Genomic DNA, 23,061 nt, shown 5'->3' with positions numbered 1-23,061 from the left:
CTAGAGGTTGCGCAAACGATCCAGCGCGCCTTGCAAGATATAGCCCGCCGCGACGTGATCAATAACCTCGGAGCGACGTTTTCTGGTCGTATCCGCCTCGAGCAGCGCTTTTTCGGCGGCAACCGTGCTGAGCCGTTCGTCCCAGAAGGTGATCGGCAGCTCTGTCAGGCGGCTGAGGTTGCGGGCAAAGGCGCGGGTGGATTGGCAGCGCGGTCCCTCGGAGCCGTCCATGTTGCGCGGCAGGCCCAGCACCAGACCGGCGATCTGGCGCTTCTGGACGATGGTCAGCAGGTCGGCCGCGTCGAGCGAGAATTTGCGCCTGCGGATGGTTTCCAGCGGCGAGGCGACGCCGCGCATGGTATCGGAAACCGCGACGCCGATGGTGCGGTCGCCAAGGTCGAGCCCCGCCAGTGCGCCAAACGCGGGCAGAGCGGCGGCAAAATCCCGGATCTCGTCGCAGATCATTGACCGAGTCCCGCCTGTTGAGCGGCGGATTCGATCAGAGCCAAGGCCTCGGGGGTTTCGGCATAGACCTGGCGCGCTTCGGTCAGGATCGCGCCTGCGCGCTCTGTCTCGCCCAGCACAGAGAGGGCGCCGATCAGGCGCGCCCATTCCTGCGGCGTGCCGCCGTCGGTGGCCAGCCGCTCGGACAGGCGCTCGACCATGCCGCGGATCATCTCGTTGCGGGTATCGGGGTCCATCTCGGACGCCGCCTGCATGTCCTCCTGGCTGGGGCCGGGCAGGGCGGCGACGGGGGGCGGGGTGTAGTCCACCCCGGCGCGCAGGGCAACCTCGCCGATCCGGGTGCGGATCGCCTCGGCCCAGGACGCATCGGCAGGGGCGGCTTCGAGCGTGCGGGCCCAGATTTCAAAGGCAAGATCCGGGCGCCCGACCTGGATCAGCATCACACCCCAGTAATAGCGCGCGGGGCCGTATTCCGGGTCGCGCAGCAGCGCCTGGCGCAGAACCGCCTCGGCCTCGGGCGAGACATAGCCGCCGGCGGCCATGATCATCAGTTCCGCCTGTTCGGAGTAGTCGGCCGCCGTGGTGTCGCCTTGCAGCAACTCGATCACCCGCGCCTTGGCCGCGTAGGCGGCGCGCAGGTTGCCGGTATTGGCCTCGTGCTGGGCCAGCAGCATATGGCCCTGGATGTCGTCCGGGCGCTGCGCCACCGTCTCGCGCAGCTTTTGCAGCAGATCCGCGTATCCGGGTTCGATCTGGGGCTGCGCCTGGGCGGGCATGCGGGTCTCGGCCTCGCCCTGCGCCGGGCGGTCGGTCCGGTTCTGTTCGGCAATTTCAAGCCGGAGTTTCAGCGGCAGGTCGCCATAGCCCGGCGCGCCGAGGCTGGAATAGAACCACAGCGATCCGGCAACGATCACAAGGGCCGATGAAAGCGCAACGATCATCGCACCCCGGCGGGTCTGTGCGGGGTCCTTTGCCTCGGCCTGGATCTGGGTATCGGCGGCCAGAATGCGGCGCGAGATCTCGGTGCGGATGCGCTCGGCATCGGCGGCGTCGATCACGCCGCGCGCAAGGTCGCGGTCCACGCCCGCCAGCTGGTCGCGATAGACGCGCAGATCATAGGCCGCCGCCGGTTCGGCGGTGTTGCGCGCCCTGAGCGCGGCCAGCGCCAGCAGCCCCGCCACCGCAAGTGCCATCAGAGAGACGAGTATCCAGAAGATCATGAAAGCTCCGCTTTGTTCCCTGTCATCTAGCGGTGCACGACCGCCGAAAAAAGGGGCAAAAGGACGCGAGGCGGTCTCATGTCGCAATCTTGCGATATTGCGGCGGTATGCGGCGGGGGTATTCTGGACGTGCACGGCATACCTGCCGCAAGACACGAAACCGGATCGGATTCGCACATGAAGCACTATTCTGCCTTTGCCGTGGCGCGCGAAGCGCTGCGTTATCACACCGGATGGGAACGCGCCTGGCGTTCGCCTGAGCCGAAGAAACGTTATGACGTGGTGATTGTCGGTGCGGGCGGGCACGGGCTGGCGACGGCCTATTACCTGGGCAAGAATTACGGCATCCAGAATGTTGCGGTGATCGAGAAGGGCTGGCTGGGCGGCGGCAATACCGGGCGCAATACCACCATCATCCGCTCGAACTACCTTCAGGACCCTTCGGCGGCGATCTACGAGAAGGCGCGCGGTCTCTACGAGACCATGAGCCAGGACCTGAACTATAACGTGATGTTCAGTCCGCGCGGCGTGATGATGCTGGCCCAGACCCAGCATGAGGTGCGCGGCTACAAGCGCACCGCGCATGCCAACGCGCTGCAAGGGGTCAAGACCGAGTGGATCGGCCCCGAACGGGTCAAGCAGCTGGTGCCGATCATCAACCTGCACGGGCCGCGTTACCCGGTGCTGGGCGCGCTCTGGCAAGAGCGCGGCGGCACCGCGCGCCACGATGCGGTGGCCTGGGGTTATGCCCGGGCCTGTTCGGCCATGGGCATGGATATCATCCAGCAATGCGAAGTGACCGGTGTGCGCAGCGAGGCGGGGCAGGTCGTGGGTGTGGACACGACCAAGGGTCCGATCGATTGCGGCAAGCTGGGCATCGTGGTGGCGGGCCATTCCGGCCAGCTGGCCGAGATGGCGGGCTTCCGCCTGCCGGTCGAGGCGCTGGCGCTTCAGGCGCTGGTCAGCGAGCCGATCAAGCCCTGCATGGACGTGGTGGTGATGGCCAACACGGTGCATGGCTACATGTCGCAATCCGACAAGGGCGAGATGGTGATCGGCGGCGGCACCGACGGGTTCAACAACTTTACCCAGCGCGGCAGCTTCCACCATATCGAGGAAACCGTGCGCGCGCTGAACGAGACCTTCCCGATGCTGAGCCGGCTCAAGATGCTGCGGCAATGGGGCGGCATCGTCGACATGACCGGCGACCGCTCGCCCATCCTGTCCAAGACGCCGCTGGGCGGCTGTTTCATCAACTGTGGCTGGGGCACCGGCGGGTTCAAGGCGATTCCCGGTTCCGGCTGGGGCATGGCGCAGCTGATGGCCACGGGCCATTCGCCGCTGACCGAGGCGTTTTCGCTCGACCGCTTCAAGGAAGGCCGCTTCATCGACGAGAGCGTTGCCGCTGGGGTGGCGCATTGACCCAGATTTTTTCAATAAAAATCTGGTCCAAAGTTTTGTTCGAAAACTTTGGTGCCCTCCGGGTCCGGAGGGCGTGACCGGTGGCCTATTCCGAGACCATGGCCGAGATCATGCGCGCCGATCTGGGGGTTGAGCCGGGCCTGTCCGAGAAGAAGATGTTCGGCGGGCTCTGCTTTCTGTTGCATGGCAACATGGTCTGTGGCGTTACCCGCGACGGCGCCATGTACCGCCCCGGCAAGGCGCAGGAGGGCGCGGCGCTGGAACTGGGGGCGCAACCGCTGTCCTTCACCGGCCGCCCGATGGGCGGCATGGTGGAACTGGACGCCGGCACCTTTGAAGACGACGCGCTGCGCGCGAAACTGACCGAATTCTCGCTGGCCCATGCTGCCAGCCTGCCGCCGAAAGGATGACGATATGCTGATCCTCAACTGCCCCTATTGCGGCGTCGATGCCGATGAGACCGAGCTTGCCGCCGGTGGCGAAGCGCATCTGAAGCGTTTCGGACCGGGATCGAGCGATGACGAGCTGCATGACTATCTCTTCACCCGCGAAAATCCCAAGGGCGTGCATCTGGAACGCTGGCGTCATGCCTCGGGCTGCGGCAAGTGGTTCCATGCCGCCCGCTGTACCGCCACGCTGGAGGTGTTCGGCACCTACAAGGCGCAGGTCAGCGGCCCGCCGCAGGAAATCCGCGACGCGATCAGCGCAAAACGCCCCGGCTGGAGCTGGAGGGAATTCTCCTGATGTCCGCCACTTTTCCGTTCTTCTCTTGCGAAAGGTTCACGTAAGATGAGCACCCGTCTCGCAAAACAGGGCCGCCTGATCGACCGTTCGAAACAGGTGACCTTTACCTTCAACGGCACCACCATGCGCGGGTATGAGGGCGATACGCTCGCCTCGGCGCTGCTGGCCAATGACCAGATGATGATGGGCCGTTCGTTCAAGTATCACCGCCCGCGCGGGGTGGTGGCCAGTGGCGCCGAAGAGCCCAACGCGCTGGTGGGTCTGGGCGAGGGGACGCGGTTCGAGCCGAACCAGCGCGCCACCACGACCGAGCTCTTCGATGGGCTCAAGGCCGCCAGCCAGAACCATTGGCCGAACCTCGATTTCGATATCGGGGCGGTGAACACCTATCTGTCGCGCTTTCTGCCGGCGGGCTTTTACTACAAGATGTTCATCCACCCGGCGCCGTTCTGGAAACATGTCTACGAGCCGATCATCCGCCGCTCGGCCGGTCTGGGCAAGGCGCCCGACAAGGAGCTGGTGGATGCCGATACCTATGAGCATTTCCATGTCCATACCGATGTGCTGGTGATCGGCGGCGGCGTGGCCGGGTTGCAGGCGGCCAAGGTGGCCGCAAGCTCGGGCGCGCGGGTGCTGCTGATCGAGCAGACCGCCCATTGGGGCGGTCGCGCGCCGGTCGATGGCGGCACCATTGACGGCTTGTCGCCCGACGAATGGGTGAGCCGCACCGTGGCTGAGCTGGAAGCGATGGACAACGTCACCCTGCGCGCCCGCACCATGGGCGCCGGTGTCTACGACCACGGCTATGCGCTGGGATACGAGCGGGTGGCCGACCATACCCCCGGCGTGCCCGGGCCGCGCCATCGGTTGTGGCGGATTCGCGCCAAGCAGATCGTCAGCGCCACCGGAGCCATCGAGCGGCCGCTGTCCTTTGCCGGCAACGATGTGCCCGGCGTGATGCTGGCGGGCGCAATGCGCGACTATGTGGTGAACTGGGGCGTGACCCCTGGTCAGCGCGTGGTGGTTGCCACCAATAATGACGACGCCTATCGCACCGCGATCATTCTGAAAAAGGCCGGAGTCGACGTGCTGCGCATTCTCGACGCCCGCAAGGAGGGTGGCGGAGCACTGGCCGACGAAGCGCGCGCGCTGGGCATCCGGGTCGATCCCGGCAAGGCGATTGCCAAGGTAAAGGGCGGCAAGCGGGTCAGGAAGATCTCGATCTGCAATCAGGACGGCGTCGGCGGCGCCCGCGAAGAGGTCGAGGCCGACGCGGTCGCGATGTCGGGCGGCTGGTCGCCGGTGGTGCATATGTGGTCCCATTGCGGTGGCAAGCTGATCTGGGACCGCGCCAATGCGCATTTCCGCCCCGATCCCGACCGCCCGCCGCTGGGCGCGGATGGCAAGGGTTTTGTCTTGGCCGCCGGGTCCGCCAACGGCCCCTTGGCGCTGGATCAGGTGATGGCCGACGCCGATGCCGCGGGCAAGGCCGCGGCCAAGGCGGCGGGCTTTACCCCCAAGCGCACCAAGGCGCCCGAAGGCGCGGCCGAGGGCGAGAACGCAATGGAAGCGGTCTGGCTGATGCCCGCCAATGCGGAAATCCAGCTGCGAATGAAATCCTGGCTCGACTTCCAGAACGACGTCAAGGTCTCGGACGTACAGCTGGCCGCGCGCGAGGGGTATGAAAGCGTCGAACATACCAAGCGCTATACCACGCTGGGCATGGCGACCGATCAGGGTAAGTTGAGCAATATCAACGGTCTGGCGATCCTTGCCGATGCGTTGAACGCGGATATCCCGCAGGTCGGCACCACCACCTTCCGCCCGCCTTATACGCCGATCTCGATGGGCGCCATCGGCGGCGAGGCGCGCGGCGAGGTGTTCCAGCCGGTGCGCAAGACGCCGATCTATGACTGGAGCAACGCCAATGGCGCCGACTGGGAACCGGTGGGCCAGTGGCGGCGTCCCTTTGCCTATGTCCGTCCGGGCGAAAGCGTGCATGATGCGGTCAATCGCGAGGTCAGGAACACGCGCGAGAACCTCGGGCTGCTCGATGCCTCGACGCTGGGCAAGCTTATCGTCAAGGGGCCGGATGCGGGCAAGTTCCTCGACATGCTCTACACAAATATGATGAGCACCCTGAAACCGGGCAAGTGCCGCTATGGCCTGATGTGTTCGGAAAACGGGTTCCTCATCGACGACGGCGTGGTGGCGCGGATCGACGAGGACACGTTCCTGTGTCACACCACCACCGGCGGCGCCGAGCGTATCCATGGCCACATGGAGGAATGGCTGCAAACCGAATGGTGGGACTGGAAAGTCTATGTCGCCAACGTGACCGAGCAATATGCCCAGATCGCGGTGGTCGGCCCCAAGGCCCGCAAGGTGCTGGAAAAGCTGAACGCCAAGGCGGGCGGTGGCATGGATCTGTCGGCCGAGGCGCTGCCCTTCATGGAATGGCGCGACGGGCGGATCGGTGAATTCGACGCACGCGCCTATCGCATCTCGTTCTCGGGCGAGTTGAGCTATGAGATCGCGGTTCCGGCAAGCCAGGGCCTGGCCTTCTGGGAGGCGCTGGTGGATGCGGGCAAAGAGTTTGGCGTCATGCCTTATGGCACCGAGACGCTGCACATCCTGCGTGCCGAAAAGGGCTTCATCATGATCGGGGACGAGACCGACGGCACCGTGATCCCGCAGGATCTGGGGCTTGGCTGGGCGATCTCGAAGAAGAAGGACGACTATCTTGGCAAGCGCGCGCAGGAGCGCAGCCACATGGCCGACCGCGACCGCTGGAAACTGGTGGGTCTGGAATCGGTCGATGGTTCGGTCCTGCCGGATGGCGCTTATGCGGTGGGCGAGGGAGTCAATGCCAACGGTCAGCGCAACATGATCGGGCGGGTCACCTCGACCTATTACTCGGCCAATCTGGGCCGTGGCATCGCCATGGGTCTGATCCAGCACGGGCCGGACCGGATGGGCGAGATCGTCGAATTCCCCGGCACCGATGGCAAGACCTACAAGGCCAAGATCGTGGACCCGGTTTTCTATGACAAGGAAGGGGCGAAACAGAATGTCTGAACCTGTCAGCGCATTGATGGGTGCCGCCTATGACGGCATCGTGCGGGTCGAGGAATGCGGCCTGCAAGGCATGATCACCCTGCGGGGCGATCTGGCTTCGAGTCGGGTCATCGCGGCGGCCACCGGCGCCTCCGGGCAACAGATGCCCGGCCAGCGCCGCGCCAATGTGACGGGCCAAAGCGGACTGTGCTGGATGTCGCCCGATGAGTTGCTGGTGCTGGTGCCCCATGCAAAGGTCGGCGACAAGCTGGCCGCCATGACCAAGACCCTGGGCGATGCTCACAGCCTGGCGGTGGATGTGTCCGACGCCCGCGCGATGTTCCGTGTCTCGGGCGCAAATGCGCGCGAGGTGATGGCCAAGCTCGCCCCGGTCGATTTCGCCCCGGGCGCCTTTGGCCCCGGCGATTTCCGCCGCTCGCGCCTGGCGCAGGTGGCCGGGGCCTTCTGGATGGAGGAAGATGGCAGCTTCTGCATCATCTGCTTCCGTTCGGTCGCCGATTACGTGTTCAAGCTGCTGAAAGTGGCCGCTCAACCCGGAAGCGCTGTCGGCGTGTTCTGAAGCCAAGGGCGGCAGTCCCGCCCGCGAATGCATGGCCCGGCCTGGTATGTGGCCGGGCTTTTTCGTGTTCAGAGGCCGCCGTTTGCCCAAAAAGCCCTATCTGCCCTATGCTGTTGTCGAGAAAGGAGAGAACGCATGCCTTCCTCTTCAAGCTTTTTTCGGGTGGCGATACTGGCTTTGCTGGGATCTGTGTCGACCGCATCGGCCGCGAGCGCGGATACGACATGGGACTGTTCGTTCAAGGGGGCGGGCAAGGATCCTTATATTCCCGCCTCCGTTCGCTTTGTCATCGACGAAGCAAAGCTGACCGGTACGGTTCAGGATGCGCTGGTACTGGCCAAGCATGGCGGCCCGATCGCCGTCAGCATGTCCAAGCGCGACGGCAAGTCCTGGACCATCCTGTGGGAGGTCGAAGTGCCGTTTTCGCGCAACCGGACATCGCAGGCCGATTACCGGGTGATCCTGACGCATACCAGCGGCAAGGCGTCGATGCGGGCCGACGTGCCGGGGAACCTTGAGCCTTCGATGGGCCGGGGACAGTGCCGCCGGGCGGGATGATCCTTCACCTTACCGGGTGTACAGGAAACTGCGGAACCGGCTCAGCGCGTCGGGCGCGGTGAGGTCGGCGGCGGCGCCGGTCTCGTCCGTCGCGCGGGCATAGAAGTCGAGGTTCCGCGCCAGCCCGGTCATGGCCCCGGCCCGTGCGTTCTCCTCCAGAAATGGCGCGTGGGTCGACAGGTAGAAGGCCGGGCGATGGGCGCGCAGCCAGTCGGTCAGCGTCGGCACCACACCAAACTCTGCGCCCTCTACATCCATCTTGACCAGCGAGACGCCGGACAGGTCGACGGTTTGTGCGAACTGGTCCCAGCCGATGGTCAGCGCCTCGGTGCCATGGGTCCCGTCGGCCAGCAGTGAGGTCATCGAATCGCCGGCCTCGCCCCCGAAAGACGCCATGCGGGCCAGTCCGAACCCGTCCGACAGCGCCACGCCAAAGGCCGAGACATTGCGGATGTCGTTCAGCTCCAGGTTCCAGAGCAGATGGCGCAGCGCCACCGGATCGGGTTCGAAACACCAGACGTGGCGTGCGCGGCGCGCGGCATAAAGCACGGTCGGCCCGATCCAGGCGCCGATATCGACATAGTCGTGGTCCGGCGACAGATATTGGTCGAGCACGGCAAAGGTTTCGGGTTCCCAGGTGCCGGAACTGGCCTTGCGCCAGAATTTGGAATGATAGGGGTCGAGCCGGAACGGTTCGCCGTTCAGACGGCCGGGCACATGGCCACGGGCGCGGTAGATCATCTTGCGTATTCTGGTCAGCATCCGCCTCTTCCCGCCGCTTTTCTTGCATCGGCCCTTGACCTGCGGGCATGCCCAAAGCATGTAACCTTGGGAACGCAACATCAATTTCAACAGGGGGCCAAGATGGCTTTTGAACTTCCTGATCTTCCTTATGCACATGACGCGCTGGCATCCAAGGGCATGAGCGCCGAGACGCTGGAATATCACCACGACCTGCACCACAAGGCCTATGTCGACAACGGCAACAAGCTGATCGCCGGGACCGAATGGGAATCGAAGTCGATGGAAGAGATCATCATCGGCACCTATAACAAGACCGCCGTGGCGCAGAACGGCATCTTCAACAACATCAGCCAGCTGTGGAACCACAACCAGTTCTGGGAGATGATGGGGCCGGGCGAGAGCAAGATGCCGGGCGAGCTGGAAAAGGCGCTGGTCGAGAGCTTTGGCTCGGTCGACGAGTTCAAGTCGCAGTTTTCCGCCGCAGGTGCCGGGCAGTTCGGTTCGGGCTGGTGCTGGCTGGTCAAGAATGCCGATGGCTCGCTGGCGGTGACCAAGACCGAGAACGGTGTCAACCCGCTCTGCTTCGGTCAGACCGCGCTGCTGGGTTGCGACGTGTGGGAGCACAGCTATTACATCGACTTCCGCAACAAGCGTCCGGCCTATCTGTCGAACTTCCTCGACAAGCTCGTGAACTGGGAAAACGTCGCCTCGCGGATGTAATTCTGCGCAAGGCGTGTTTCTTCGGGCCCGGTCCCCGTTTGGGGGCCGGGTTTTTCTTTGGGCGGGAGGGGGCGCTGCCCCCGTCGCGCCTTGCGCGACTCCCCCGGAGTATTTTGGGCGAAATGAAGGGGCTGGTCAGGCCGGGCCATGCGCGGCATTCTGCGGCCGGGAGGATCAAGGCATGAACGAGATGTCGCACGGGCTGGTGAGCGAGGCGTTGAACGACGGCGTGCTGACCCTGACACTGGGGCGGGCGCCGGCGCATCCGCTGTCACGGGCGATGATCGGAGCGCTGCATGATGCGCTCGGCCGGGCCGGGCAGGACGATGCGGTCAGGGTGGTAGTGATCCACGGGCCGGGGCGGATCTTTTGCGCGGGTCACGATCTGAAGGAAATCGCGCGGCATCGCGCGGATGCGGATGAAGGCCGGGCCTATGTCGAGGATCTGTTCCAGGCCTGTTCGGCGATGATGCTGGACCTTACCCGGATGGTAAAGCCGACCATTGCGATGGTCGAGGGCATTGCCACCGCCGCCGGGTTGCAGCTGGTTGCGGCCTGCGATCTGGCCTATGCCACGCCCGAGGCCACGTTCTGCCTGCCCGGGGTTCAGAATGGTGGTTTTTGCACAACGCCTGCCGTGGCAGTGTCGCGTGCGATCGGGCGCAAGGCGGTGATGGAGATGGCCCTGACCGGTGCGGCCTATGATGCGGATTGGGCGCTGGCCGCCGGGTTGATCAACCGGGTTGTTCCGCAGGACGCGCTGCACGGGATGGTGCGCGATCTGGCCCGGACGCTGGCCGCGCGCAATCCCGGCCCGGTGGGATTGGGCAAGCAGACGCTCTATCGGCATCTCGAGCTGTCGCTGGAAGAGGCCTATGCCCTGGCGACGCCGGTGATGGTCGATCACTTCATGGATCCGGGCCGCAGACATCTGGACTGGAAGGTCTGACGCGACGTTCCCGTCTTGCCAATCCGGCCCGGGCGCGGCAAGAGCGGCGGGGAACAACATCCGGGGCAGGGCATGGGCGAGGTCGGGCGTGGCATTCTGGCGATGATCGGGGCCTGCGTGGTCTGGGGCCTGTCGCCGCTCTATTACAAGCTTTTGACGCATGTGCCGCCGCCAGAAGTGCTGTCGCATCGCACGCTGTGGTCCGTGCTGCTGTTCGGGGTGTACCTGACGCTCCAGGGGCGGCTCGGAGAGTTGCTGCGCGCCTATTCCGGCCTGCGCCAGACCGGACTGATCCTGCTGGCGGCGCTGATGATCTCGCTCAACTGGCTGGTGTTCATCTTTTCGGTGCAGGCGGGTCATGTGACCGAGGCCTCTCTGGGTTACTACATCTTTCCGCTGATGGCGGTGCTGGCGGGGCGGTTCATGTTTGCCGAACAGCTGGCGCGGGCGCAGTGGCTGGCCATCGGTCTGGCGGCGCTGGCGGTTCTGGTTCTGACCTGGGGGCTGGGGGTCGCGCCCTGGGTGGCGCTGATCCTGTCGACCAGTTTCGCGCTCTACGGCGCGGTCAAGAAGGGGTTGGCCCTGGGGCCGGTGATTTCGGTGACGACCGAAATCGTGATCCTGATGCCGATCTTTCTGTCGGTGTTGGCCTGGGCACATCTGCGTGGCGCGGGGGCGTTTGGCGCCGATCTGACCACATCATTGCTATTGATCGGGTCCGGGCCACTGACGGCGATTCCTCTGATCCTGTTCAGCTATGCCGCGCGGCGGGTGCCACTGTCGACGGTGGGCGTGTTGCAATACATCAACCCGACCCTGCAATTCCTGTGCGCGGTGCTGGTGTTCGGCGAGATCTTCACCCCATGGCACGGGGTGGCCTTTGCCCTCATCTGGCTGGCGGTGGCGGTGTTTTCGCTATCACTTTTGCGTCAGGACAGGCTGGCGCGCAGGGCGGCCATGGCCGCGACCGGCGTGTCGACCCAGGTCAGGTAATCCGCCAGCGAGGCATCGGCAAAACCCTGATCCACGGTGCGTTCGATCAGGCTGCGCAGCGGGTTCCAGTAGCCGTCCACATTCATCACCAGGATCGGTTTGTCATGCAGGCCGAGTTGCCGCCAGGTGAGCGCTTCGAACAGCTCATCAAGGGATCCGGGGCCGCCGGGAAGGACCACGACGGCGTCAGCGTTCATGATCATCACCTTCTTGCGTTCATGCATGGTCTCGGTCACGACAAAGGTGCTCAGGTCGGTCTTGCCGACCTCGCGGCGCAACAGGTGCACCGGGATCACGCCAAAGGTCTGGCCACCCGCCTGCTGCGCGGCGCGGGCAACCTCGCCCATCAGCCCCACGTCGCCCGCGCCATAGACCAGGCGCCAGCCCGCGTCCGCCAGCAGGCGTCCAAGGTCGCGGGCGGCTGCGGCATAGGCAGGCATTGCTCCGGATCGCGATCCGCAATAGACACAAACGGATTTGACGGTCATGGCGGCCTTTCCGGATTTCCTGTATTGGGGTGAAATCCTGATAGCGGGAATGAAAGCCGGGCTCAACCGGCGTCATGGATGGGGATATGGCCAGAGCAGCCGCAAAGCGGGCTTTGGGTATGGGGAAGGACGAAGATGGCCAAAGAAGCCGGAACTGGGGGGCTCAGCACGGGGGGCTGGGCGGTTGTCGCGGGCGGTGCGCTGTCGGCGGGATTGATCGCGCTTTATGCCTTGGGGGTGATCGGACCACGAGGGGCGGAGGAGACGGCGACGGCGGTACCCGCCCCGGCCCAGGAGGCCGAGGCCGACAAACCCGTGGCGGCAGAGACCAAGCCCGACGAGGCGGTTACGCCCGAGCCCAAGGCGGATCCTCAGGCCCAAGCTGCAACCGAGACTGTCGCGGAACCGGACGAGGCCAAGCCCGAACCGGAAGCCGCGCCCGCGGCCGAGCAGGCCGCCGCGCCCGCACCCGCCCCCGAACCTGAGCCGCAAGACGTTGCGCTGGCCGTGCCCGTGCTGGATCAGATTTTTGTCGAGCGGGACGGCACCCTGCTGCTGTCCGGTAGCGCCGAAGTCGGGAGCCGTATATCGGTGCTTCTGGACGGGGCAGAGATGCACGGCTTCGACGTGGCGGGCGACGGCAAGTTTGCCGAATTCCTGACGCTGTCCTTCAGCGAGGCGGCCCGTGTTCTGACCCTCAGGGCGGCCCGCGATGGCCAGTCGGCGATGTCGGGCGACTATATCATTGCGGCATTGCCCGCACCCGAACCGGTGCAAGCGGCGGAGGCCGCCGAAGAAAGTGCCGAGCCTGCCGCTGTGGAAACCGCCGAGGGGCAGACCGGTTCCGCGCCGGTACCTGCCGAAGCGACACAACCGGCGGTGAACGCGGATGCAACCGCGCAGGTTTCCGACGCGGCAAGCGACGTCGGGGCTCAGAACAAGGTGGCCGAGGCCCCGCAGCAAACGCAGCCCGTGCCGCAGGCTTCGCAGGCTGAAACGGTGGCGGTCGCACAGCCGCCAGCGCCGATTGCGTCCGAGACCGCGACGGAGGCCAGGGAAGAGCCGCAGACACAACAGGCCGAAGCTGCCCTGGCGCCCGCGCCGGTCGCAACAAGTGGTGAGGCGTCCGCCCCCGCGACCGACGCCCCGGCGGCGGCATCCGCGCAGCCCGAACAGACGGCGACAGCCGAGCCGGTCGCAACCGAGCAGGCCCCCACCAGCCCTGCGCCGGTCGAGGCTGAAGCTCCGGACACGGCCACCGCGGCGCAAGAGCAGGCCGCGCCTACGGTCGCCGCGACAGCGGAGCAGCCCGGGGCAGGAGAAGCGGTTGCGGCGCAAACCGCGCCGGTCGCCGTTCTGCGGTCGGATGCCTCGGGTGTCGACCTGGTGCAGGCACCGGAAGTGAAATCTCCGCTGGAGCCCGTGCGTGTGGCGCTGGACACGATCGGGTATTCCGATACCGGCAGCGTGCGCCTGACCGGACGGGCCAATGGCGGATCGGTGGTGCGGGTCTATTTCAACAACCGCGCGGTTTCCGATGTCTCGACGGATGACAAGGGCAAATGGCGTGGCGAGATCGATGGGGTCGAACCGGGCGTCTACACGCTGCGGCTGGACGAGTTGGGGCAGGGCGGCACGGTTCTCAGCCGGTTGGAAACGCCGTTCAAGCGAGAGGCCCCGGAAATATTGCGCCCGGCCGATCCGCAATCCGGCGAAGCTCCGGCGCGGCCACTGGTTCATGCTGTCACCGTACAGAAGGGCGATACGCTCTGGGCGATTTCGCGGGAGCGCTATGGCGAGGGCTTGCTGTATGTGAAGGTGTTCGATGCCAATCGCAGCAGCATCCGGAACCCTGACCTGATCTATCCGGGGCAGATATTCACTCTGCCGGATTAAGCCGCTGGACGGCCCGCCAGGGGCCGGTTTCCAACTACGTACCCAAGTCATAGGCACGCAATGAGACGACTGGCCCACACAGCACCGGCAGAGCAGAGCGCGGATGCCGAACGGCGTTCCGGTTGGCGCACGATCCGGCGGGTCGCGCCTTATCTCTGGCCCGAGGGCGAGGGATGGGTCAAACGCCGGGTGGTTCTGGCGATGGCGATGCTGGTGCTGGCCAAGCTGATCGCGGTCTATACCCCGATCCTCTACAAGGGCGCGGTCGACGCGCTGGCGGGCGAGGGCGTGCCGCCACTGGCGCTGGGCGCGGTCGGGTTGACCGTGGCCTATGGCGTGGCACGGATGATGACAGTGGGGTTCCAGCAATTGCGCGATGCGCTCTTTGCCCCGGTCGGGCAGCGCGCGCTGCGCGCGCTGGCGCTGGAGACCTTTCGCCATATCCACCGGCTGTCGATGCGCTATCATATCACCCGCAAGACCGGCGGGTTGAGCCGCATCATCGAGCGCGGGGTCAAGGGGGTCGAGTTCCTCCTGCGCTTCATGCTGTTTTCCATCGGGCCGCTGATGCTGGAACTGGTGCTTGTCGCGATCATCCTGATGTACCTGTTCGACATCTGGTATCTGGTGGTCGTCGTTGTCACCATCGCGCTTTATATCTGGTTCACCTTTGCGGTGACCGAGTGGCGGGTGAAGCTGCGCCGCGAGATGAACGACCAGGACACCGAGGCCAACCAGCGTGCCATCGACAGCCTGCTGAATTTCGAGACGGTCAAGTATTTTGGCGCCGAGGAGCGTGAGGCCCGCCGGTACGACCAGTCGATGCGGGCCTATGCGCAGGCGGCGCTGAAGACCGCGTATTCTCTGGCTTTCCTCAATTTCGGCCAGTCGATGCTGATCACCTGCGGCCTGATCGGGGTGATGGTTCTGGCGGCTTATGGCGTGCAGGCGGGACAGTTGACCGTGGGCGATTTCGTCATGGTCAACGCCTATATGATCCAGATCACCGTGCCGTTGAATTTCCTGGGCACCGTCTATCGCGAGATCCGCCAAGCGCTGGTCGATATGGGCGAGATGTTCGACCTGCTGGAACAGCCCGCCGAGGTGAGCGACAAGCCAGGCGCCGCGCCGCTCAAGGTCAGTGGCGGTGAGATCACGTTGAAGGATGTGCGCTTTGGCTATGAGGTGGAACGCGAGATCCTCAAGGGCGTATCGCTGACCGTACCGGCGGGCCAGACCGTGGCAATCGTGGGGGCCACCGGCTCGGGCAAGTCGACCATCGGGCGGCTGTTGTTCCGGTTCTATGATGTGACCGGCGGTGCGCTGAAGATCGACGGGCAGGACATCCGGGATGTGACCCAGACCAGCCTGCATGACGCTATCGGCGTGGTGCCGCAGGACACGGTGCTGTTCAACGATACCATCCGCTATAACATCGCCTACGGGCGCGAAGATGCGACCCAGGCCGATGTCGAGATGGCGGCGCGTGCGGCGCAGATCCACGATTTCATCGCCTCGCTGCCCGAGGGCTATGACACCAAGGTGGGCGAGCGCGGTCTGAAACTGTCGGGGGGAGAGAAACAGCGGGTGGGCATCGCGCGCACCCTGCTCAAGAACCCGCCGATCCTGCTGCTGGACGAGGCGACCAGCGCGCTGGACACCGAGACCGAGCAGGAGATCAAGGAAGCGCTGGCGCTTGCGGGCGAGGGGCGCACGGTTATCACAATCGCGCATCGTCTCAGCACCATTGCCGAGGCCGACAAGATCGTGGTGCTGGAGAAGGGCGAGATCGTCGAACAGGGCACCCATGACGCGCTGCTGTCGCGCGGCGGACGCTATGCCCAGCTTTGGACGCGCCAGCAGGCAGGCGAGGACGAGGCGGCCTGAGCAGCCCACCCACCATGGGACGGTCATTTATCCTTCATAGTCATGCCCATTTTACGCGATAGGGAACACGCGTTCTCGAGAGTGGGCAGACTACGGAATAGATCAGACGTTGCGACACCAGTTTTACAAGTTGACAGTGCTATTCGCCCTGGAGATGCTGGCCATCGTCCTGATCTTTCAGGTGTTCTCGTCGGTCGAATGCCGCTTGACCGGGATCGAAACCGTCTGTCGCGCGCTGCGCAGCGCCACCATCCGCATACTCTGTGTCGGAATCGGTCTGGGTCTGTTCATCTGGTTCCGCCCGCATCTGCACCGCCGTCTGGTAACCGCCGCCGACTCCGTGGATGGCGAGGCGCGGCGCTGGTGGGCGGTACATCTGATCGGCCTGGGCCTGATCTTTGTGCCCTGGCTCCGGGCGGATCCGGCCAGTCTGAACGCCGATTTCCAGGCGCATCTGGTCACGCTGCTGGCAGGGGCGGTCCTTGCGTCAACTGGTGCGCTGTTCCTGCTGGTGCCGCGCCGCGACGTTTCGGCCTTGCTGCGCGAGGGCGGCGCGGGTCTGGCGCTGGTGGTGCTGGTGGCGGCGCTTATCCCCGATCTGGCGGATGCGCTGGCGCCGCTCTGGTGGGCGTTTCGCGGCCTGATCCTGGCCACCTTCTATGGGGTGGCGGTGGTCCTGGCGGCGCTGGGCTTTCACGTGGTGCTCAACCCGGATTTCGCCACCATCGGTACCGAGGGTTTCTTTGTCGAAATGGCGGGCACCTGTTCCGGGATCGAGGGCTTTGCCCTGACCACCGGTTTCTTTGCCATCTATTCGGTGCTGATGCGCGATACGCTGCGGCTGGGCCGGTTCTGGATGATCGTCTTTCCGCTGGCGCTGCTGGTCAGCTGGCTGTTCAACGTGCTGCGTATCGCGGCGCTGATCGCGATCGGGGCGCGAGTCTCGCCCGAACTGGCGGTGAACGGGTTTCACAGCTTCGCGGGCTGGCTGTTCTTTACCGTGCTGGCACTGGGGGTGATCTGGGTGGTACAGGCGCGCCCTTCGCTGCACCGGGCTCCGGCGGCGGCGACCGGGACCGGGGTGGTCATTCCCTTTCGCGAGGATCCGAGCGCGGCGCTGATTACCCCCTTCATCGTGTTCATGCTCTCCGGCCTGCTGGTGCAAAGCCTGTGGCAGGCCCCGGCGCTGGGCTATCCGCTTCAGGCGGCGCTGATGGCGGCGGCGCTGTGGCTGTTTCGCAAGCCGTTGCTGGCGCTGGACTGGCGGTTCGATCCGGTTGCCCTGCTCGCGGGGGCGGTGGTCGGGGTCGGTTGGATCCTGTCCTTTCGCGGCGGTCCCGCGCCCGAGGGGCAGTCAGAATTGACAGGTGCGGCGCTGGCTGGCTGGATCCTGTGCCGGACCCTTGGCACCACATTCCTGGTGCCGGTGATCGAAGAGGGGTTTTTTCGGGGCTATCTGTTGCAGCTGCTGGGCGGGCGGGCGATGTGGCAGACCGCGCTGGCGGTGGCGGTTACCAGCCTTGCCTTTGCGCTGTTGCATGGACGCGTGATAGAGGCCGGTCTGGCCGGTCTCGTCTTTGCCTGGGTTGCGTTGCGCCGGGGGCGTCTGGGTGACGCCATTGTGGCACATGCGGTGGCCAACGGTTTGATCGCGCTGACCGCGCTGATCACCGGGGACTGGTCGTTGATCTGACGGGTAGGATCAACGGCTTTTGCGATGGCGGATCTCGCGCGCCAGCAACAGCCCGGCCGCCACGGCAGCCAGTGCCAGCGCGCCGGTCGATGCGTCGATCTCGGGTACCGACGAGCTGCTGCCGCTCCCGCCGCCATAGCTCCAGCCGCCCCACCAGGACCACCAGCTATAGGACTGCGCGGCGGCGGATGTGGATGTCAGGAACAGCGCCGAAATCGCTGCGCTTGCGGTCACGATGCCTTTTTGGAGCATGGAGCAGATTCCCTTTGTATGTCGGTGTCGAGGATGCCGAACTGCCTTGATTTTTACAAGTTTTTGCCACGTTTCGGCGCATCTGTGGAAACGGTGGCGTTGCCGTTTGCGAATTGCAGCTGATCCGTGATCAATCCGGTCGCACAAGCCACCCCGGATCGGTATTGCGGGGCGCGCGAGGCAGGCGACGTTTTTGGCGAAGCGTCGCGTGCCGTTCCTATTCCGCCGCCTTCAGTGTATGCTCCGGTGCGATCTGGGGCGGTTCTTCCGGCATCGGATCCCAGATGATCTCGGTCGCCTTCAGCTTCTTGGCTGAGCGGCGCAGGCGCATGTCGCGGGCGACGCGGCTGGAGCGTCCGGAGGTGATGCGCGCTAAGCCACGCCCGATCATCACCGCGTAGGTCGAGGCCCAGACACGAAGTGCCAGCAGGGACGGCGTGACAATCAGCGTCAGCACCGTCGCGATCCCCAGACCGAACACCACGGCGGTGGCCAGCTGCTTCCACCAGAGCGCGGTGGGGCTATCGATGGAGTAACCGCCATTGATGAAGTCGAGGCTGAGCCCGAACATCATCGGCGTCAGGCCCGCCATGGTGGTGATCGTGGTCAGCAACACCGGGCGGATGCGGGCCTCGGCGGTGCGCACGATGGCTTCGATCCGGGGCATGTAGCGGCTGAACTCCTGATAGGTGTCGATCAGAACGATGTTGTTGTTCACCACGATGCCCGCCAGCGCCACGATGCCGGTGCCGGTCATGATGATCGAGAAGGGCTGGTTCATCACCATCATCCCGATCAGCACGCCGGTGGTGCTGAGGACAACCGCCAGAAGCACCAGAACCGAGTTGTAGAAACTGTTGAACTGGGCGAGCAGGATGATGAACATCAGCCCCAGTGCGGCCAGAAACGCCTTGGACAGGAAGGCCTGGCTTTCCGACTGGTCTTCCTGATCGCCGGTCCATTCCCAGTCGATCCCTGTGGGGAAGGGGGTGGTTTCCAGCCACTCGGTCACCACGGTAATGCGTTCATTGGCATTGATCGGGGCAAAGCGGGCTTGTCCGGCGTCGATCATCTCCTGCATCCCGGCGATGCTGTCGGCCCCGGTCAGCATCACAAGTTCGAACCGCGCTCCGTCAACCGGACGGGTCAGAACCTGAGCTTTCGGCTGCACGCCGTCGGACAGGGCCCGCACAACGGCAAGGCGGGATTCGCCGCCTTCGGGCGCGTCCATGACCACCTTGCTCAGCCCCGGTTCGACATCCGACTTGACGTCGAAGTAGCGCTGCTGGTCGACGCGGCTGATCTTTGCCAGTTTTTCAACCGGCTTGCGGGTGATGAAGTTTGACAGCGGCACCAGCCCATCGGGTGTCCGGACCTTGAGCGTGTCGAGCGTCGACAGAACCCGGTCCTCTTCGGGAAGGCGCACGCGGATCTCGATCTCGTCATCCGCATCGGCGGGCCGGTATTCTCCCAGCAGAACGCCCCGCGTGACCAGCTGTACCATGGCGCCGACCGTTGCCACATCGGCACCGAAGCGGCCCGCCTTGGCCACATCCACGTCGATCTGCCAGTCGATGCCGGGCAGGGGCAGGGTGTCTTCGATCTTGATCAGTCCGGGCGTGGCTTCGAATTGTTCGCGTGCCCGCGCCGTGGTCGCCACCAGGTCATCCCAATTGTCGCCCTTGAGGCGGAGATGCACCGGCTTGGCGGATGCCGGGCCACGGCCAAGCGGCTCGATCTCGGTCACGAAGCCAGGCAGAAGCGCAAGTTGGGCATTGAGCTGTTCCAGCACAAAATCGCCGTCATATTCATCGGCGACCACTTCCTCTTGAAAGCCGAGCCAGTTGGTGAGGCGGCTGCCAAGCCAGCCGGTCAGCGGGTGCTGTTCGGTGGGACGGTCTTCCCAGGGGATGATCTCGAACTGGATCTGTCCCACGGTATCGGCAGGCGCCTGGGCGCCGCCGGTGTTCTGGTTCAGCCCGCCTTTGCCGGCAAAGGAAAACACGTTCACCACCGCCGGGTGGGCGCGAATGACCTCTTCGGCCTGGCGGACCATCTCGTCCTTTTCGGCCAGCGATAGGTTGCCTCGGGCCCGAACATAGGTTGTCGCCTGTTCGGGCTCGCTTTCGACAAAGAACTCGACCCCCAGCGACCGCTGCGGGAACATCACGAAGGTGATCTGATAGACCGCGAAGGCGATGACGACGATCGACACGATCGGCATGATCGGGTTGCCTGCGATGAAATTGATCACATGGCCAAACGGGGTGTGCCCGCTGGACGTGGCAACGCGCCGCTGCGGCAACTCGATCCGCGCGGCGGTGAGAGTGACCGAGGCGGCAAAGGCGCTGAGCAGGAAGAGCACCGCACCGATCAGGGTTCCGCCCGGTACGCCCGGTGGCAACAGGTAGGCGGGGTTCAGCAACTGCATCGCGCCCATGAACATCCCGTAGAGCGCCGGCGGCACCATCAGCGCCCTGACCACCCAGGGGGTGCGGGCGCGCAGCCAGTCGGACATGCGGCCAAAGGTGCGGCTGATGCGGCCGGAAACACCGCCCATGACCGGCAGATAGATCAGCGCCACGACAAGCGAGGCCGAGAGCACAAAGATCAGGGTGACCGGCAGCATGCCCATGAACTCGCCCGGCACGCCGGGCCAGAACAGCATCGGCAGAAAGGCACAGAGCGTTGTCGCGGTGGACGAGACCACTGGCCAGAACATCCGCTGCGCCGCCTCGACATAGGCATGCATCGGGCCGATGCCGTCCTTGATCCGCTTGTCGGCATATTCCACCACCACGATGGCGCCATCGACCAGCATGCCCACGGCGAGGATCAGGCCGAACATCACGATGTTCGAGATCGACACGCCCATCGCCGCCAACAGGGCGAAACACAGCAGGAACGATGTGGGGATGGCGAAACCGACCAGAAGCGCCGCGCGGCTGCCAAGGCTGGCGAGCACCACGATCATCACCAGCGCAATTGCGGTCAGCACCGAGCCTTCGAGCTGGCTGACCATCGAGCCGACGACACGGCTCTGATCGTTGGAGGTACCGACCTGCACCGCCGCCTTCATCTCTTCGGGCCAGGCGTCTTTTGCCTTGGCTACCGTGGCCTTTACCATGTCCACGGTGTCGATCAGGTTGTAGCCCTTGCGCTTGACCACTTGCAGCGCGACGGTGTTTTCACCGTCGAACCGGGCGGTGCCTTCGCGGTCTTCGAACGTGTAGTTGATCTGCGCCAGCTCACCCAGCGTCACCACGCGGTCGCCATTGACCTTGATCGGCAGTTCGTAGACGTCACGCGCGGATTTGAAGGAGGAGGGGATCTTGACCGAGAAAGCGCCCTGTTCCGACTCGACCTCGCCCGCCGCGATCAACTGGTTGTTGTTCTGGACCACATTGATCAGTTCCAGCGCCGTGACGTTGTAGGCTTCGAGCCGCAGCGGGTCGATGATGACCTCGAGCATTTCGTCGCGATTGCCGGCGATGCCCGCTTCGAGCACCGCGTCGAGTGCTTCCAACTCGTCCTGAAGATCCTTGGCGATGCGCGCCATGGTGCGTTCCGGGACCGCGCCAGTAAGGTTCACAATGACGATTGGGAATTCGGAGAAATTGATCTCGGTCAGGGTGTATTGTTCGGCCCCGGTCGGGAACGATGCCTGGGCGGTATTCATCGCGTCGCGGACATCGGCGGTGATGGCGGACTTGTCCCAGCCGAACTCGAATTCGAGCGCAACGCCTGCATAGTTCTCGGCGGCGGTGGACGACATCTTCTTGAGCCCGTCCAGATCGGCCAACTCGGTTTCCATCGGCTTGACCAACAGGCTTTCGCTGTCTTCCGCCGAAATGCCCGGGAACTGGACCGAGACGAAGAGCGCCGGAATCTCGATATCCGGTTCCCCCTCTTTCGGCAGGTTCACATAGGCAAAACCGCCAATCAGGATCGAGATTGCAATGAAGGCAAGGACCATACGCGCCCGGGACGCGGCCCAGTCGACGATGCCGATCATTCGGACGCCTCCCGCCAGGTCGGTTCCACGGTCACGCCTTCGATCACAAAGTCCTGACCCACGACGATCACATCCGCGGTTTCCGGCAGGCCGGTAAGCCAGACCCCCAAGGGTGTATCGCGCACAACTTCAACAGGGACAAACGCGACGACATTGCCGGGCCCAACGGTGCGGACGCCCAGTTTGCCGTCATTGTTAAGGGTCAGCGCAGATTGCGGCAGGCGATGCGCCTTTGCACCATCGGAGGAAATCGCGATGGTTGCCGTCTGGCCGTCGCGGATGAGCAGTTCGGGATTGTCTACGGTGATCTCTACCTCGAAGGTCCGGGTGTTCGGATCTGCCGAACGGCTCAGGAAGGTGACACGGCCTTGCACCTGGAGCCCGGTGGCCAGCTCCGCGCCCGCAAGCGCGCCGACCTGCACCCGGTTGACCGCGGTTTCGGGGACATAGCCCACGACCTTGATCGGGTTGAGCTGGATGATGGTCGCGCAGAGCGAACCCGGCTGCATCAGGCTGCCAAGCTCGGCAGTGTCGCTTTCCAGCAGGCCCTGGAACGGGGCCTCGATGGTCAGCCGGTCGATCTCGCGCTGCGCCGCCGCCACGGCTGCGGTTGCCGCCTCGATACTGGCGCGGCTGGTTTCCAGACCGGCCTCGGCGGATTTGATTCCGGCTTCGGCGGAACTGACGGCGGCCTGGGTCGAGATGCGCCGCGTTTCGGAGGCATAGCCTGTCTCGGCCAACTTCTGTGCGGCATTGTTGTTGATGAGCGCCTCTTCCAGCCGGGCCTTGGCCTCTTCTAGGCGCGCTTGCGCTTCGGGCATCGAGCTTTCGGCCTGCGCTTTGCGAGCCTTGGCCTCGGCAAGTTGGGCAGGCCGGGTGCCCGGATCAAGCTCGCACAGCATATCGCCCGCGGTGACGAATGCCCCCTTGCGCTTGGGTTCGGAAAGGACGGTCGAGGTGGTCTCGGACCTGACATCGACCTGACGAATGGCGCGGGTCTGTCCGCGCAGGACCACCGCGCTGTCGATCTCGCTGGCGTCAGAACGCAGGACCACGACCCGCATCGCGTTGGGCGCGGGCTGACCGGCGGGGGGCGAGGTGGTCTCTTCTGTTGCAGGTGTCGTTGTTTCGGCCTTGGCAAAGGCCATCAGTTCGTCGCGTTCGAAGACGAGCAGGTATAATCCTACGGTCACCAGAATCGCGGTGAGGAAGGGGACCAGACGCATCGAACACCTTTCTTCAATAACGACGCATGCCGTGAAATTGATACGGAACATGCCGACTTGTGGAGTGAGACATGGGGTTTGAGCTGTCGGATGTCCAGACTGAACTGATCAGTTCAGTTCGATTTTTTGAACGGTGCGGCGCACGTGCATAG

At 64.6% G+C, this 23,061-nt stretch carries 19 protein-coding genes; 12 read left to right on the top strand and 7 right to left on the bottom strand.

Annotated features, from left to right (window positions below; translation table 11 throughout):
- Positions 1 to 465, bottom strand: coding sequence for a Holliday junction resolvase RuvX (ruvX, locus tag OE747_RS14750; RefSeq protein ID WP_263829336.1), 465 nt, complete (start codon positions 463 to 465; stop codon positions 1 to 3).
- On the bottom strand, positions 462 to 1,685 hold the full coding sequence (ccmI, locus tag OE747_RS14745; RefSeq protein ID WP_263829335.1) for a c-type cytochrome biogenesis protein CcmI: 1,224 nt from the start codon (positions 1,683 to 1,685) through the stop codon (positions 462 to 464). Before ccmI ends, ruvX begins: the two co-directional genes overlap by 4 nt.
- 177 nt (positions 1,686 to 1,862) lie before the next feature.
- Here ccmI and OE747_RS14740 point away from each other — a divergent pair, with 177 nt between their 5' ends.
- From OE747_RS14740 to OE747_RS14715, 6 genes are all read left to right on the top strand, one after another.
- Entirely contained in the window at positions 1,863 to 3,107 is a 1,245-nt protein-coding gene (locus OE747_RS14740; RefSeq protein WP_263829334.1) for a sarcosine oxidase subunit beta family protein, read from the top strand.
- 80 nt (positions 3,108 to 3,187) lie between these two features.
- Complete coding sequence (locus tag OE747_RS14735) at positions 3,188 to 3,517, top strand: TfoX/Sxy family protein (protein WP_263829333.1); 330 nt, start codon at positions 3,188 to 3,190, stop codon at positions 3,515 to 3,517.
- Positions 3,518 to 3,521: 4 nt separating this feature from the next.
- Positions 3,522 to 3,851 carry a sarcosine oxidase subunit delta gene (locus OE747_RS14730; protein WP_263829332.1) on the top strand — a complete coding sequence of 110 codons (330 nt, stop codon included), beginning with the start codon at positions 3,522 to 3,524 and terminating at the stop codon, positions 3,849 to 3,851.
- A gap of 45 nt (positions 3,852 to 3,896) precedes the next feature.
- Positions 3,897 to 6,929: a sarcosine oxidase subunit alpha family protein gene (locus tag OE747_RS14725; RefSeq protein WP_263829331.1), complete on the top strand. Its 3,033-nt coding sequence runs from the start codon at positions 3,897 to 3,899 to the stop codon at positions 6,927 to 6,929.
- Positions 6,922 to 7,488, top strand: coding sequence for a sarcosine oxidase subunit gamma (locus tag OE747_RS14720; RefSeq protein ID WP_263829330.1), 567 nt, complete (start codon positions 6,922 to 6,924; stop codon positions 7,486 to 7,488). The genes OE747_RS14725 and OE747_RS14720 overlap by 8 nt, the downstream gene beginning before the upstream one ends.
- Positions 7,489 to 7,623: 135 nt before the next feature.
- Positions 7,624 to 8,046 (top strand): hypothetical protein, encoded by a 423-nt coding sequence (locus tag OE747_RS14715; protein WP_263829329.1) that lies wholly within the window; start codon positions 7,624 to 7,626, stop codon positions 8,044 to 8,046.
- A 9-nt stretch (positions 8,047 to 8,055) separates the two neighbouring features.
- Here OE747_RS14715 and OE747_RS14710 read toward each other — a convergent pair whose 3' ends face one another.
- Entirely contained in the window at positions 8,056 to 8,808 is a 753-nt protein-coding gene (locus OE747_RS14710; RefSeq protein ID WP_263829328.1) for an FkbM family methyltransferase, read from the bottom strand.
- A 102-nt stretch (positions 8,809 to 8,910) separates the two neighbouring features.
- Between OE747_RS14710 and OE747_RS14705 the strand changes: the two genes are divergently transcribed.
- The 3 genes from OE747_RS14705 to rarD all read left to right on the top strand — a co-directional run bounded on the left by OE747_RS14705 (position 8,911) and on the right by rarD (position 11,452).
- Positions 8,911 to 9,510: a superoxide dismutase gene (locus tag OE747_RS14705; RefSeq protein WP_263829327.1), complete on the top strand. Its 600-nt coding sequence runs from the start codon at positions 8,911 to 8,913 to the stop codon at positions 9,508 to 9,510.
- 181 nt (positions 9,511 to 9,691) lie between these two features.
- Positions 9,692 to 10,459 (top strand): enoyl-CoA hydratase-related protein, encoded by a 768-nt coding sequence (locus OE747_RS14700; protein ID WP_263829326.1) that lies wholly within the window; start codon positions 9,692 to 9,694, stop codon positions 10,457 to 10,459.
- Between the two features lie 72 nt (positions 10,460 to 10,531).
- Positions 10,532 to 11,452 carry an EamA family transporter RarD gene (gene rarD / locus OE747_RS14695; protein WP_263829325.1) on the top strand — a complete coding sequence of 307 codons (921 nt, stop codon included), beginning with the start codon at positions 10,532 to 10,534 and terminating at the stop codon, positions 11,450 to 11,452.
- On the opposite strand, the gene OE747_RS14690 is transcribed toward rarD, so the two are convergent.
- Positions 11,389 to 11,940, bottom strand: coding sequence for an LOG family protein (locus tag OE747_RS14690; protein WP_263829324.1), 552 nt, complete (start codon positions 11,938 to 11,940; stop codon positions 11,389 to 11,391). The two genes, rarD and OE747_RS14690, sit on opposite strands and share 64 nt — an antisense overlap.
- 135 nt (positions 11,941 to 12,075) lie before the next feature.
- On the opposite strand from OE747_RS14690, the gene OE747_RS14685 reads away from it, so the two are divergent.
- The 3 genes from OE747_RS14685 to xrtE all read left to right on the top strand — a co-directional run bounded on the left by OE747_RS14685 (position 12,076) and on the right by xrtE (position 17,416).
- Complete coding sequence (locus tag OE747_RS14685; protein WP_263829323.1) at positions 12,076 to 13,836, top strand: LysM peptidoglycan-binding domain-containing protein; 1,761 nt, start codon at positions 12,076 to 12,078, stop codon at positions 13,834 to 13,836.
- A 60-nt stretch (positions 13,837 to 13,896) separates the two neighbouring features.
- The gene (locus tag OE747_RS14680; protein WP_263829322.1) at positions 13,897 to 15,723 is read left to right on the top strand and encodes an ABCB family ABC transporter ATP-binding protein/permease; all 1,827 of its coding nucleotides are present in this window, start codon (positions 13,897 to 13,899) and stop codon (positions 15,721 to 15,723) included.
- A gap of 109 nt (positions 15,724 to 15,832) precedes the next feature.
- Positions 15,833 to 17,416 carry an exosortase E/protease, VPEID-CTERM system gene (xrtE, locus tag OE747_RS14675; protein WP_450103998.1) on the top strand — a complete coding sequence of 528 codons (1,584 nt, stop codon included), beginning with the start codon at positions 15,833 to 15,835 and terminating at the stop codon, positions 17,414 to 17,416.
- A 9-nt stretch (positions 17,417 to 17,425) separates the two neighbouring features.
- Here xrtE and OE747_RS14670 read toward each other — a convergent pair whose 3' ends face one another.
- The 3 genes from OE747_RS14670 to OE747_RS14660 form a co-directional block, all read right to left on the bottom strand.
- A complete protein-coding gene (locus OE747_RS14670) occupies positions 17,426 to 17,668 on the bottom strand; it encodes a VPEID-CTERM sorting domain-containing protein (RefSeq protein WP_263829320.1) in 243 nt (80 codons plus the stop codon).
- 217 nt (positions 17,669 to 17,885) lie between these two features.
- Positions 17,886 to 21,683: an efflux RND transporter permease subunit gene (locus OE747_RS14665; RefSeq protein WP_263829319.1), complete on the bottom strand. Its 3,798-nt coding sequence runs from the start codon at positions 21,681 to 21,683 to the stop codon at positions 17,886 to 17,888.
- Entirely contained in the window at positions 21,680 to 22,909 is a 1,230-nt protein-coding gene (locus OE747_RS14660; protein WP_263829318.1) for an efflux RND transporter periplasmic adaptor subunit, read from the bottom strand. Before OE747_RS14660 ends, OE747_RS14665 begins: the two co-directional genes overlap by 4 nt.
- Between the last annotated feature and the right edge of the window lie 152 nt (positions 22,910 to 23,061).

This window comes from Ruegeria aquimaris (genome assembly GCF_025751555.1).
Taxonomy (GTDB): domain Bacteria; phylum Pseudomonadota; class Alphaproteobacteria; order Rhodobacterales; family Rhodobacteraceae; genus Ruegeria_B; species Ruegeria_B aquimaris.
This window is presented reverse-complemented; position numbering and strand designations above follow the sequence as displayed.